The sequence below is a fragment of the Kibdelosporangium aridum genome (assembly GCF_900176515.1).
Classification (GTDB): Bacteria; Actinomycetota; Actinomycetes; order Mycobacteriales; family Pseudonocardiaceae; genus Kibdelosporangium; species Kibdelosporangium aridum.
Genome location: NZ_FWXV01000004.1, coordinates 393,769 through 407,501, shown reverse-complemented (window position 1 = coordinate 407,501; position 13,733 = coordinate 393,769). Strand labels below are relative to the sequence as shown.

General features: G+C 67.3%; 9 protein-coding genes. 5 read left to right on the top strand and 4 right to left on the bottom strand.

Features of this window, described 5'->3' with window-relative positions; all coding sequences use genetic code 11:
- Position 1 precedes the first annotated feature (1 nt).
- Entirely contained in the window at positions 2-832 is an 831-nt protein-coding gene (locus tag B9C43_RS25655) for a coiled-coil domain-containing protein (RefSeq protein ID WP_084429615.1), read from the top strand.
- 242 nt (positions 833-1,074) lie between these two features.
- On the opposite strand, the gene B9C43_RS25650 is transcribed toward B9C43_RS25655, so the two are convergent.
- From B9C43_RS25650 to B9C43_RS25640, 3 genes are all read right to left on the bottom strand, one after another.
- Positions 1,075-1,863, bottom strand: coding sequence for an alpha/beta fold hydrolase (locus tag B9C43_RS25650; protein WP_033385155.1), 789 nt, complete (start codon positions 1,861-1,863; stop codon positions 1,075-1,077).
- A complete protein-coding gene (locus B9C43_RS25645; RefSeq protein WP_084429614.1) occupies positions 1,860-3,545 on the bottom strand; it encodes an SDR family oxidoreductase in 1,686 nt (561 codons plus the stop codon). The genes B9C43_RS25650 and B9C43_RS25645 overlap by 4 nt, the downstream gene beginning before the upstream one ends.
- Positions 3,546-3,664: 119 nt before the next feature.
- Positions 3,665-4,624 (bottom strand): dienelactone hydrolase family protein, encoded by a 960-nt coding sequence (locus B9C43_RS25640; protein ID WP_033385157.1) that lies wholly within the window; start codon positions 4,622-4,624, stop codon positions 3,665-3,667.
- A 63-nt stretch (positions 4,625-4,687) separates the two neighbouring features.
- Between B9C43_RS25640 and B9C43_RS25635 the strand changes: the two genes are divergently transcribed.
- Positions 4,688-5,374 carry a class I SAM-dependent methyltransferase gene (locus tag B9C43_RS25635; RefSeq protein WP_084429613.1) on the top strand — a complete coding sequence of 229 codons (687 nt, stop codon included), beginning with the start codon at positions 4,688-4,690 and terminating at the stop codon, positions 5,372-5,374.
- Here the strand turns inward: B9C43_RS25635 and B9C43_RS25630 are convergent.
- A complete protein-coding gene (locus B9C43_RS25630) occupies positions 5,351-6,100 on the bottom strand; it encodes a MerR family transcriptional regulator (protein WP_084429612.1) in 750 nt (249 codons plus the stop codon). The two genes, B9C43_RS25635 and B9C43_RS25630, sit on opposite strands and share 24 nt — an antisense overlap.
- 19 nt (positions 6,101-6,119) lie before the next feature.
- On the opposite strand from B9C43_RS25630, the gene B9C43_RS25625 reads away from it, so the two are divergent.
- From B9C43_RS25625 to B9C43_RS25615, 3 genes are all read left to right on the top strand, one after another.
- The gene (locus tag B9C43_RS25625; RefSeq protein WP_143446586.1) at positions 6,120-6,509 is read left to right on the top strand and encodes a hypothetical protein; all 390 of its coding nucleotides are present in this window, start codon (positions 6,120-6,122) and stop codon (positions 6,507-6,509) included.
- 79 nt (positions 6,510-6,588) lie between these two features.
- Entirely contained in the window at positions 6,589-10,158 is a 3,570-nt protein-coding gene (locus B9C43_RS25620) for a S8 family serine peptidase (protein WP_084429610.1), read from the top strand.
- A gap of 108 nt (positions 10,159-10,266) precedes the next feature.
- Positions 10,267-13,725 carry a S8 family serine peptidase gene (locus B9C43_RS25615; RefSeq protein ID WP_084429609.1) on the top strand — a complete coding sequence of 1,153 codons (3,459 nt, stop codon included), beginning with the start codon at positions 10,267-10,269 and terminating at the stop codon, positions 13,723-13,725.
- Positions 13,726-13,733: the final 8 nt, after the last annotated feature.

The window sequence follows — 13,733 nt, the reverse complement described above, 5'->3', positions numbered from 1 at the left end:
CATGGCCCCCGCCGATGCCCCAATACCGCTCGGTTTCGACGTGGTCCGCCACGGATACGACCGCGCGCAAGTGCAGCAGCACGTCACCAATCTGGAGTCCAATCTGCGGCGGCTGACCGCGGACCGGGACAACGCCCGCGCCCAGTCTGCCGAGCTGAGCAGACAATTGGACGCGATGCGCGCGGAACTGACCCAGTTGCGCGAGCAGGTCAACGGCGCGACCCAGCCGCTGAAGGCGGCCGACGAGGTGCACAAACAGCTGCGGGTAATGCTCGAAGTGACCCGCGCGGAGGCCATGGAAATCACCGCGCGCGCCCAAGCCGCGGCCGAACAGACGTTCGCGACGGCGCAGCAGGCCTCGGCCGCGTTGCGCAGCCGCTACGAGTTCCTTGTGGCCGATCTGGAAGCCCAACAAGCCCAGATGCAGGCCGAACACAAAGCGGCACTGGACCAAGCCCGCGCACAGCTGACGCAGATGTCGAACCAGGCCGAGCAACGCCGCAGCAAATTCGGCGAGCAAGCAGACGCACAGCACAGGCAGGTCGAACAGGAATTCGAGTCGGCGATGGCGGCCAGGCGGGCGGCGTTGGACCAGGAAATCGCCGACCGCCGGATTTCCAGCAAGCGCGAGGCAGAGAAGCTGGTCGCCGACGCGACAGCCGAAGCAGACCGCCGGACGACCGAAGCGCAGCAGAAAATCGACCAGCTCACCGGTTTGCGGCAACGGGTTTCCGAGCGGTTGCGCGAAACAAGCCAGCTGCTCAACCAAAGCTCGAACCTGCTGGAGCCACTGGAAACCGAAGCCGACATCATCTCCGGCCAAGCCCACTGACCGACCCGGCCCAAGACAGCCCAGCCCCCAGCCCAAGGCGGCCCGGCACCAAGGCGGCCCGGCCTCAAAACAGCCCCGCCCCGGGCTCAAGACAGCCGGGCCTCAAGACAGCCCCGCCCCAAAGCAGCCCCCACCACTCCCGGGGGGCGTCCCTGGTCCAGTTTATCGGTGGGGCTTGGTCGGCGGCGGGGTTCGCAAGGGTTGTGGACAACTGGATTTGCCGATGATCCCTTCGGGGCGATCTAGGCGACCGGGACCCGGGCGCACGTCTCCAGGATCGTGCGGGCCACCAACTCCGGCTCGTCGTGCATCGGCACGTGCCCGCACCCCGGCAACGTGACATGCCGGGCCTCTGGCAGGAGCTGAGCGGCCCGGCGTGCCTGTGTCGGCCACAAGATCCGGTCCCGGGTCCCCCACGCCACCGTCACCGGCACCGTCGGCGCAGGGCTGCGGTAGAAGTAGTCCCGGCCTGCCCTGGCCACGGAGTCGAACCCCGGCGCCGCCGCCATGGAGGCCAAGTCGGCCAGCATGACCTCGAGCGGAACCCGCGAGGGGTGCCCGAAAAGCAAGCTGCCGCTCGCCAACCGCAATGACTTCCGGGACATCACAGCCGTTCGGGTTCGCTCCGGCAACCGCCCGGTCGCCCGGATCATGCTGAGCACCCGCAAGGCCCACGCCCGCCCACGAGCCGTTGTCCAGAAACCCGCTGGGGCCAATGCTGTCACTGAACTCGCGTGCCCGGCGGATGCCAGTTCGAGTGCGAGCATTCCGCCCAGTGAGTTGCCTGCCATGTGTGGCCGCGTTATCCCCAGGGATTTGAAGGTGTCCACAGCCGCATCCACAGCCGCGGCCACCGAGTACGGCTCGGGCAAACACGGCGAAAGCCCGAATCCGGGCAGGTCCATCGCGATCACGTCATGCGATTGCGCCAGCCGGTCCAGTACGGGTTCCCATGCCTGCCAACGGTGTCCGATGCCGTGCAGCAGCACCAATGGGCTTCCTGAGCCGCGACGCTCGTAGCAGATGTTCACCTGGTTACCCCGATTCGTGCCAGGCGCCGGATGATTCCCGGCGCGAACCGCGAAAGCAGAAGTCCGAATTTGGCCTCGGCCGTGACCGGCACGACCGCCTTGTTCGACCGGACCGAGGCCACGATCGCCGAGGCGACCCGCGAAGGCGGGAACCCGCGCCGCCTGTAGAGCCGCGAAGTCCGTTCCCGCATGGCGTCCTGGGTGGACGAGTCCACACCGACGAATGTCGTCGCACGGGTGATGGGCGTGTGCACGAAGCCTGGGCAGATCGCCGACACGCCGATTCCAGCGGACTCGAAGTCGGCTCGCAGCGAGCCCGACAAGGCCAACACCGCGGCCTTCGTGGCCGAATACGCTGGCAGCGCACGGGAATGCAGGTACGCCGCAGCCGAGGCGACGTTCACGATGTGCCCGCCTTCGCCTGTCTCGGCCATGAGTGCGCCGAACACGCGGCAGCCGTTCACGACACCGAGCAGGTTCACATCCACGATGCGCGACCAGTCCTTGGCGGATGTTTCCAGGAACGGCCCGGCGACCGCGATTCCGGCGTTGTTCACCACAACGTCGGGGACTCCGTGCTCGACCACGATCGCGTCGGCGAGCCGCCGCATGGCCGATTCGTCGGTCACGTCGAGGTGGTAGGCCGTCGCCGCGGGGCCGATCATGTCCGCGGTTTCCTTGGCTGACAACAAGTCCACGTCAGTGACGAGCACGTCGGCGCCGTCGCGGGCGAACGCGAGTGCCGTTTCCCGTCCGATGCCACTGCCCGCCCCGGTGACCAGGACCAGGCGATGCGCGAACGAGGACGGCGCGAGTGCGCGTTGCAACCCGCGGGTCACCGGCTCGCCTTCGATGTGCGCGATGAACTCCTCGGCCATTCGCGCGATCACCGCCGGTCGCTCCAGTGCGACCCAGTGGCCGCCGATCACCTTGCGGCGCCAGAGGTTCGGCACCCATCGCGGCACGTCTTCGAGCAGACCCGGAGTCACGTAACGATCGCGGGTCGGCATGATCATCTGGACCGGGACGTCGGTCCGCTGCTCGGTCGCGTCCTTCATGCGCTGGAAGATGTTGGCACGGTAGAGCTTCATGCCGTGAATACCGTCCACAACGGACGGAACACGGTCCAGCCCTTCGATCCTGGCGAGGATCTTGCCGAAGCCAAGCCGCCACAGCACAACCGGGACCACCGGCAGGTGGAACAGCAGGATGTACCAGGAATGCAGTTGCTGCCAGACCACTTGCGCCAGGTTTCGGGGTGTCGGGCGGGCCAGCCTGCGGCGTGTCCAGAAGGCCACGTGGTCCATGCACGGCCCGGAGATCGTGGTGAACGAGGCGATCCGGGAAGTCCCGGACGTCACCGCGTACCAGGCCTGCATCGAGCCCCAGTCATGCGCCACGACGTGCACCGGCCGGTCGGGGCTGACGGCGTCCGCGACCGCGAACACATCCGAGACCAACTCCGGGATCCGGTAGTCCGCGACCGCACGTGGCCGTGTTGAGGCGCCGGCACCCCGGACGTCGTAGGACACGACGTGGAATTGGGAGGCGAGACGCGCTGCGACGCCGTCCCACATCGTGTGGTTGTCCGGGTATCCGTGGATCAGCAGGACAGTCGGATCGGCCGGGTCGCCTTGCTCGTACACCGCAAGGGACACGTCACCCGATTTGACCGTCCGCATGGCCGCTCCCGTCGTCGCTGACAACGAGAAACGTTACAACGGCCATTGACATCATCGCAATGGCGGAGTGCTGTTTTTGCAGGTCAAACGCGGTTACCGGGAGTAGATTCCTGGGCGTATCAGACCACGTACTGCCTGAACCACTCAATCGTGGCAATCCAGGCAGCCTCCGCCTGTGCCGCGTTGTAGCGAGCTCCGGTGTCGTTGTGGAAGGCGTGGTCAACGCCCGGGTAGACGGTCACCTTGTACGGCCGGCCGCTGCGTTTGAGCTGGCCCTCGACGGCGTCCTTCGAGCCGGTGATCCGGGCGTCGCGCTCGGCGTAGACGCCGAACACCGCTGCCTGGACGCTCGCGAGCGCCTCGATGTTCGTTGGCGCGGGCCCGTAGAACGGCACGGCGGCCTTCATCTGCACGCCGGAGGCCAACGCGTTCCACGTCATCCCGCCGCCGAAGCAGAACCCGGTCATCCCGATTCGCACGCCGTTTCCCGTCGCCGACAAGGCGGACAGCGACTCCCGGACGTCCGAGACCATCGCGTCGACCGGACGCTTGCTCAACGCGGCCGAGTACGCCGCCGAATCGGTGAGCTTGTCGGCACCGCCGTCCCTGGACAGCAAATCCACAGCCAGCGCCTCGAATCCGGCTGTCGCCACCCGCCGGACCACGTCCTTGGTGTGCGGGACCAGGCCGCGGTTCTCGTGGACGACCAAGATCCCGCCCGCCGGTGTGCCATTGGCCGGCGAGGCGTGATAGCTGATCAGCGGCGCCCCATCGGTCCCTTTGACGGCCAGGTCGGTGACACGGATCCGGGGATCGTTGGGCTGGACGGTCACGCCGTCCGGCGTCGGTTGTGCTGGTGGTGTGGCGAAGTCCTGCGGGTTGTCGGAGGTCCGCGGCGTCGGCTGGACCGGCGACCCGTTCGGTTCGGTGCTGCAGCCCATCGCGGTCAGCAAGGTCATCGTGGCCACCGTGCTGCCGGTGATCAGGGTGACCCGGCGGAGCAGTTCGCGGCGGCTGATCACGCCGTCATTGAAATCCTCGATATGTTCTTCGACGACATATCGCTCGAAGTCGGTCATCGGCAACTCCCATCACGGATGGCGCGCCTCCCTGATGTCGAAGAATGGTGAAAGGCTGTTCCCATGGCAACTCCTGACGCCGTACCTGTCGATTACGACAGCAACCCGGACCGCTACCGCAGCGGCGCGCGGCTGTCGAAGGCCTACTCCCAAGCCAATCTCTACGCGCGGGTGGCGTCGCACCTGACCAGCGCCGATCTGGTACTGGACGTGGGATGCGCGGAAGGCGTGCTGCGGGAGGCCATGCCGGACAAGCGTGTGATCGGCCTCGATATGGCGATAACGTTCCTGCGCAATCACCCCGAGCCCCGCGTCCAGGCCAGTGCGACCGCGATTCCGTTTCAGGACAACACTTTTGACGCGGTGACCACACTGAACATGCTGTACCACCTGGCAGATCCGACGCAGGCACTGCGAGAAGCCAAGCGGGTCTTGAAACCCGGTGGCGTCCTGGTCGCGTCCACGATCGCCCGGTCCGACTCCCCCGAATTCAGCGCGTACCGCGAGCGCCCGCCGAGCCCGTTCGACGCCGAAGAGGCGCCGCAGGTCGTGCGGACCGTGTTCGACGACGTCGAAGTGGACGCATGGGACGCTCCCCTGATCACACTGCCCACCGCGGAGTCCATTCGGGACTATCTACTTGCCAGGCGGGTCGCCGAGGAAGCCGCACAACGGGCCGCACGGGAGCTTGCTGTCCCGCTGACCGTGACCAAACGCGGCGCGGTGCTAATCGCTCGAAAGCCTGCTTGATTTGATCAACGCTTCGAGCCGGTCGCCGAGCATGTCCGGGATGACGCGAGCGGTCGACCGGGCCACGGCGGCGGTCAGCGCCGAGATCACCACCGGCGGCAGGCGACGCAGCACGTCGGCGTAGTAAGGCACTTCGTCGCCGCTGGGCAGCCAGTCCTCGCCCTTCGGGTCGAGCACGTACCGCCGCACCAGGCCGACCATCAGCCCGGCGACGTGGTCGACCTCCCGCTGCAGCACCCCGGCGAGCTCGATCACCTCGTCCAGCGGCACACCGAGCTTGACCAGCTCGTACCCGGCTTCCAGCAGCTGCGGGCTCGGCGCGACGAAACCCACGCCCTGGCGCTGCAGCAACCCCAGTTCCAAGGCCTTACGGGTGTTCGCGGGCGTGAGCTGGTTGCCGAACATCCGGCGCAGCTCGCGGATCGTGATCGGCGCCGGGAGTTCGGACGACCACGGCGCGCCCATGGCCTCTTCCAGACCGAGTACGTCGGCAAGGCTGCGGCCGGACTCCCAGGCCGCCAGCATCTCGGCGATCTGCGCGAACGCGTAGCCACGGCCGAGCATGTTGGTCACCAGCCGCAGCCGCGACAGGTGCGCGTCGGTGTAGATCGCGGTCCGGCCTCGGCGAATGGGCGGCGGGAGCAGCCCGCGGTCCTGGTAGACCCGGATGTTGCGCACGGTCGTGCCACTCACCCTGGCCAGGTCGTCGATCCGGTACTCCGCCACGCTGGCATGCTAGGTGGTCATGCGGATGGTGATCGCGATAGTGGCCACCGTGGCGGGTGCCGCGGCGGTCGTCTACAGCACGTTCCTGCCGTGGTACCGCGACCGGCAGGGCAGGCAGATCCCGCTGAACGAACTGTGGAACGGGGTCACGGCCACCACGACCGACATGGTCAACTCGTTGTTCGTGCCGATCGTGGTCGCGGTCGCGCTGGCCATGCTGGGGCTGATCATCGGCAGACGCTGGCTGATGGCACTCGGCGCGTTCCTCGCGGTCGTCGTGTTCGCCGTGTTCCTCGGCCAGCAGATGCAGGTCGAGGCGTTCGCGTCGCAGTTCAGGCAGGGCTTCTGGAACACGGCGGGCGGTTGCGTTCTGTTACTGATTGGCGCGATCACTCGGCCATCCAGGTAATTGATTTCCAAAGAACCAACATCACCCCCCTCACCGGCGTCTACCAGTTGCTGGGGAATTCCGACGAGGGGCAACAACTGTGCGCGGAACCATCTACACGGCTGCCCTGGCCGTGCTCATCAGCGGACTCGCGGGGCTGCCCGCGGCCGCTGACCCTGCGAACACCGCATCGGCGAGACCGCAACCGGGTAAGACGGTCACGCTGATCACCGGCGACAAGGTGACCGTGACCAAACGCGGGAACACCTGGGACGCCAGGATCGAACCGGCGAAACGCATCGGCGCACCGCGCGGCTTCGTCAAGTCAGTCGGGCCGGACGGGGTCATCGTCATCCCGTCGGACGCGGTGCCGTTGGTCAGGTCAGGCCGGCTCGACAAGGCGTTGTTCGACGTGACAGGCCTGATCAAACTGGGCTACGACGACGCCGCCACACCGGAGATCCCGCTGCTGGTGGAATCCGGGCCCGCCGTGGCCGCGCTCGGCCAGGTCAAGCGGGATCTGCCCGCAGTGCGGATGACCGCGGTCGCCGCGCCGAAGCAGCGTGCGGCAGACGTGCTCGAGACGGCGAAGACGAGCAAGATCTGGCTCAACGGCAAGGCATATCCGTCGCTGGACCAGAGCGTGCCGCAGGTCGGCGCGCCCGCCGCGTGGCAGGCCGGGCACACCGGTGCCGGTGCCACCATCGCCGTGCTGGACACCGGATACGACCCGGAGCACCCGGACCTGCGGGGAATCGTCAAGGGCGAGAAGGACTTCGTCAACGAAGGCATCCAAGACCGGGTCGGTCACGGCACGCACGTCGCGTCGACCGCAGCGGGCCGTGGCGGTAAGTACACCGGTGTGGCCAAGGGCGCGGACCTGTTGATCGGCAAGGTCTGCCAGGTCAACGGCTGCCCGTTCGACGCGATCCTCGAAGGCATGCAGTGGGCCGCCGACAGCGGCGCGAAGGTCGTCAACATGAGTCTCGGAGGTGGACCTGGTGACGGCACCGGTCCCCTTGAGACCGCGGTGAACCGGATTTCGGCCGAGCGCGGCACGTTGTTCGTGATCGCGGCGGGCAACTACGGCCCGCGCCTCAAGGTGTCCGCGCCCGCAGCCGCCGACGCGGCACTGGCCGTGGCCAGCGTGAACAAGCAGGACGAGCCGAGTCGGTTCTCCTCCCCTGGGCCGCGCACCGGTGATTTCGCCGTCAAGCCGGACATCGCCGCACCCGGCGAGGCCATCGTGGCCGCACGGGCCAAGGGCACGCTCGACGACGTGGCCGTTGACGAGCACTACGCGCGGCTGGACGGCACATCCATGGCCACGCCCCATGTCGCTGGTGCGGCGGCAATCCTTGCCGCCCAACACCCCGACTGGACCGGCCAGCAGATCAAGGCCGCGTTGATGAGCACCGCGAACCCCGTCTCGGCGACCATCTACCAGCAAGGCGCTGGCAGGGTGGACGTGGCTCGTGCGGTCAGCCAGGCCGTCACCGCGAACGTCGGCAGCCTGAGCATGGGCTTCGTCAAATGGCCGCACAGCAAGGACAAGGTGACCAAGCCGGTCACGTACACCAACTCCGGCAGCACCCCGGTCACGCTCACGCTCGAACTCCAGGACGCCGGCGTGTTCAGCACGGACGTCAAGGAGATCACCGTCCCGGCGCAGGGCCAGGCGACCGCGAACGTCACGTTCGACCCGGCCGCGGGTCCGATCGCGGAGTACAACGGCAGGCTGACCGCCAAGAACGGCACCACGGTCGTGCAGACCGCGATCGGCGCGACCAAGGAGCCGGAGAGCTACACGTTGACGCCCAAGCTGATCGACCGCAACGGCGTGGAACTCCAGCCGGACGGCGACGGCTCGGTGATCTGGAAGCGGCTCGGCACAACCGACTGGGACATCGTGGCGAGCAATCAGCCGGTGCGCCTGCCCGCTGGCCGCTACACGGTTTTCGGGCAAGTCGCGACGCCGATCCCCGGGCAGGTGGAGCCGTCGGTGACGATGCTCGGCGAGCCGGAAGTCGACCTGCGCGAGGACACCGCCGTGCCGCTCGACGCCCGCCGTGGTGTCCGGGTGAGTGTTCAGGTCGACGAGAAGGAAGCGCGCCGGGTCGCCGGAACCACAGCGATCGAGGCTGGTGGGGTCTCGTACCTCAGCGGCCCGACCGAGGAAATGTATGCCGTGCCGACGAAGGGCAGCCACAGCCACTTCGACTACTACAACCGGCAGCAGGTGGAGCGGCCGTCGGTCCAGCTGACCGCGAGCAAGCCGGAGTCCTTCGAGCTTCCGGTCGAGTGGGCGCCACAGTCGCCGACGACCATCGGTGCCAAGGAATACAACGCCGTGGACGTCGGGCACGCCACGCCCGAGGAGATCGCCGCGCGGGATCTCAAGGGCAAACTCGCTGTGTTCACGCTCGGCGCGAACGATGCCATGGAATACGACGCCAGGGTCAAGGCGCTGGGCGATGCGGGAGCGTCGGCCGTGTTGCTGTACTTCTCCGAGTCGATTTCGATCAGGGTCCGCGACAAGGCACCTGTTCCGGTGGTGTACACGATCAGCCCGACGGGTGCGCGCCTAGCCAAACTCGGCACCGCTACGGTGACGTTGACCGGGCTGCCTGCGAGCCCGTACCGCTATGAGCTCGCATTCCCGCATCACGGCGGCATTCCTGGCAACCTCACCTACCGGCCGCGGAACAACGACCTGGCGACGGTCAAGGCCAACTACCACTCGTTGGTCGACGGCGGCGTCGCGTACATCGACTACATGACACGATCGGGCGATTTGGACATGGGCAGTGCGCTGTGGTCGACGGTCGTTCCGTTGCCGTTGCAGCGCAACGAGTACTACTCGCCCGTCACATGGGAGAACTCGTTCCGAATCGCACCAACCCGCGACAGCGGGCCTGAACACGGATACATCACCAGCGAGCGGACGTACCGGCCAGCCGAGCGGATCACGGCCGAGTGGAACAAAGCCGTGATCGGACCGGGTGTTTCGGTGTCGAACGAACGGTACACCGGCCAGCCGCACATGATCCGTCGCGAAGGTGACACGATCAGCGCCACGCTGCCGTTGTTCTCCGACGCGGCAAGGCATTCCGGCTTCACCAGGCCGGAGGAGTACAGCTTCGCCGACAAGGGCGACACCGCGCTCTACGCCGACGGCAAGGAGATCGGCCGCAGTGGCGTTCCCGGTGACGGGACGTTCACCGTGCCCGCCGCACCGGCGGACTACCGGCTCACGTCCGAGGTGACCAGGACAAGCCCGGTGTGGCCACTGTCCACAAAGGTCAGTGCGGAGTGGACGTTCCGATCGGGGCACACCGCGGCGGCGACCCCGTTGCCGCTGTTGGCAGTCGGTTTCGACCCGAAGCTCGACATCACCAACCACGCGCGGGCCAACACCGTACTCGCGATCCCGGTACGGGTCGACCGGCAAACGGGCACGACCGGAAGCACTCCTTCGCTGCGGACGGTCGAGGTGTCCACCGACGACGGTACGACTTGGCGCAACGCGCCTGTTGTCAAGGTCAATGGCAGCTACTGGACACTGGTTCAGAATCCCGCGAGCGGGTTCGTGTCCTTGCGGGTGAGCGCGGCCGACCGCGACGGCAACTCGGTCAGGCAGACCGTGATCCGGGCCTACCGCGTGAAATAGTGCTGTGAAATAAAGAGATTCCCCTCGGGGTGACGCTTCAAGATCAACCCGGTACGGTGGAGGTCCGGGTCGAGGCTGGGGGCGGCCAACCCCGAGGGGAGTTCACACATGCGCGTGCTAGTCCACGCGGTGATCTTTGCCGCGCTCGTCAGCGGTGTGACGGTCGCACCTGCGGCTGCCGCACAACCTCCTACGACACAAGAGAAACCGAAGACGGTCACGCTCATCACCGGCGACAAGGTGACCGTCATCAGACAAGGCGCCTCATGGGACGTCCGGATCCAGCCCGCCGCGAGAATCGGCGCGCGGGAAGGGTTTCTCCGGCACGTCGGGCCGAGTGGGGTCACGGTCATCCCCGCATCCGTTGCGCCGCTTGTCCGATCGGGCCAACTGGACCGCGCCTTGTTCGACGTGACCGGGCTCGTCAACTTCGGCTACGACGACGAGCACACCCCGGATATCCCACTACTGGTGGAATCCGGCCCCAGCGTGGCCGCGCTCGGCAACGTCACGCGTAACCTGCCCGCGGTCGGGATGACCGCGGTGGCCACGCCGAAGCGCGACGCGGCCAAGCTGTTCGAACTGGCCAAGCACCACAAGATCTGGCTCAACGGCAAGGCGTACCCCACCCTGGACCAGAGCGTTCCGCAGGTCGGCGCGCCGGGCGCGTGGCAGCAGGGGCACACCGGTGCCGGTTCGGCGGTCGCGGTACTGGACACCGGGTACGACCCGGAGCACCCTGACCTGGCCGGGATCGTCAAGGGCGAGAAGGACTTCACCGGCGAGGGCATCCGGGACAACGTCGGGCACGGCACCCACGTCGCGGCGACCGTCGCCGGTCGCGGCAAGGCGTCCGGCGGCAAGTACACCGGGGTCGCCAAGGGCGCGGACCTGTTGATCGGCAAGGTCTGCATGACCTTCGGCTGCCCGTTCGACGCGATCCTCGAAGGCATGCAATGGGCCGCCGACAGCGGCGCCAAGGTCGTCAACATGAGCCTCGGCGGCGGGCAGTCCGACGGCACCGATCCGATGTCGGCAGCGGTGAACCGGATCTCCGCGGAGAAGGGCACGCTGTTCGTGATCGCCGCGGGCAACTCGGCGAACTCAAGGGTCTCCGCACCGGCCGCGGCCGACGCGGCGCTGGCCGTGGGCAGCGTGAACAAGCAGGACGTGGCCAGCCCGTTCTCCTCGCCGGGCCCACGGTTCAAGGACCACGCGGTCAAGCCGGACATCGCCGCACCAGGCGAGGACATCGTGGCCGCTCGCGCCAAGGGCACGCTCAACGACCTGGCTGTCGACGAGTTCCATGCCCGGCTGACCGGCACGTCCATGGCGACACCGCATGTCGCGGGCGCGGCGGCGATCCTTGCCGCCCAACACCCTGACTGGACCGGCCAGCAGATCAAGGTCGCGTTGATGAACAGCGCGCACCCGGTCGCCGGGGCCACGGTCTACCAACAGGGCGCTGGCCGGTTGGACGTGGCTCGCGCGGTCAACCAGACCGTCAGCACCAACGTCGGCAGCCTGAGCCTCGGCTACATCAAGTGGCCGGGACCCGGCAGCGTGCTGAGCAAGTCGTTGACGTACAAGAACTCCGGCGCGGCACCGGTCACGCTGGCGTTGTCGACGGACTCCGCCTTGTTCAAGGTCAGTGCCAACGAGGTGACTGTGCCCGCTGGTGGCGAGACCTCCGTGACGGTCTCGTTCGATCCGGCTCAGGCCCCGCACGCGGCGCATGGCGCATCGCTGTTGGCCAAGAGCGGATCGACCGAGGTGCGTACGGCGGTCGGCGCGTACAAGGAGCCGGAGAGCTACGACCTCACCCTCAAGTCGATCGACCGGAACGGCGGTGTGGACGGGTTCGGCATGGCAATGGTGATGAACCTGGACGACGCCAACATCTCGTTCTTCCCGGTGCTGCCCGGCGACACGATCCGGGTTCCGGCCGGGCGCTACGGCACCCTCGCGATCGTGGAAACGCCGGGAACGCCACCCAGCGCCACCATGGTCCCCAGACCCGAGGTAGCCGTCCGCGGCGACACCGTGGTCGAAGTGGACGCCCGGCCAGGGATCCCGGTCAGCATGACGATCGACAGACCGGACGCGAGAAAGCTCGACAGCGTCTCCGGGCAGGGCTTCAAGGTCGGCGACTGGGTCGGTGGCCTGCTCGCCGGCGGCTCCGCGTTGTACGCCACACCGACCGCGGGCAGGCACGAGCACTTCGTCTACTTCGACTCGGCGGCGTTCGAGCAGCCGTTGGTCCGGCTCTCGGTCACCAAGCCGGAGCAGTTCGAGCCGATCGTGGACTGGATCCCGGACTCGCCGAGGATCACCGACACCCGTGAACTGTCCGCTGTGGACGTCGTCCGGGCCCGCCCGGAAGACCTGGCGCAGCGCGACGTCCGCGGCAAGCTCGCCGTGTTCACGGTGACAGCAGGCGAGGAACTGGAGTTCAACCCGCGGCTCAAGGCGTTGCGGGACGCAGGCGCGGCTGCCGCCTTCTTCTACTTCACCGACGGCTCCGTCGCTCTCACCGAGGCTCCAGCGATACCGACGCTGTACCCGTTGGACGATCAAGGGCCTCGGCTCGCGAAGCTGGGCACTGCCGACGTACGGCTCGCCGGGATACGTACGAGCCCGTACCACTACGAGCTTTCGTTCCCCAGCCTCGGCAGCATTCCGGCCAACCTCACTCGCCAGGTGAAGACCAAGGACCTGGCCGAGGTTCGCGCCAACTACCGTGCCACCGCGGCGACAGCGACCGTACTCCCGGGAGCGACCGCCGTCGGGTTCGGCGGGATCGTGGCGATCGGCGGCCCGTCGATCCCGTTGCCCACCACGCGCACCGAGTACTACTCAACCGACACGGTCAGCTGGTCGAACCTGTTCCTCATCGACCGGCAGTACTACGTCTCAAGCCCGGATACGATTTACCGGCCCGGCTCGGTGTCCACAGCGGACTGGAACAAGGCGGTGATCGGCCCCGGCGCCGCCCGGCTCAACCGCACCGGTGACAAGCTCGATGTCTTCCTCCCGCTGTTCACCGATGCCGCGCAGCATGTCGGTCCCGCAGTCGAGACTGACGAGGGCGACACGGTGTTGTACGCCAACGGCAAGGAAATCGGCCGTAGCGGTACCCCTGGGTTCGGGGTGTTCACCGTGGCCGGACCGGCCGACTACCGGCTGAGCACGGAGGCGACCAGGACGAACCCGAACTGGCCACTGTCCACAAAGGTCAGCGCGGAGTGGGTGTTCCGCTCGGCAGAGACCGGCACGTTACCGTCGATCACGCTCGACCCCAAGGTGGACAACGACAACTACGCCAAAGCCGGTACGTACTTCACGATCCCGGTACGGCCGGGCAAGGACGGCGTGGTGCGCAAGGTCGAGACGTCCACCGACGACGGCACGACCTGGCGTCCGGCACCGGTGGTGAAGGTCCACGACCACTGGTGGGCGATCGTGTGGAACCCGTCCGACGGGTTCGTGTCACTGCGTGCCCAGGCGTCCTATCCCGACGGCAAGGGCGTTACCCAGACAGTCATTCGTGCTTATCGGGTGAAATGACCGAACCA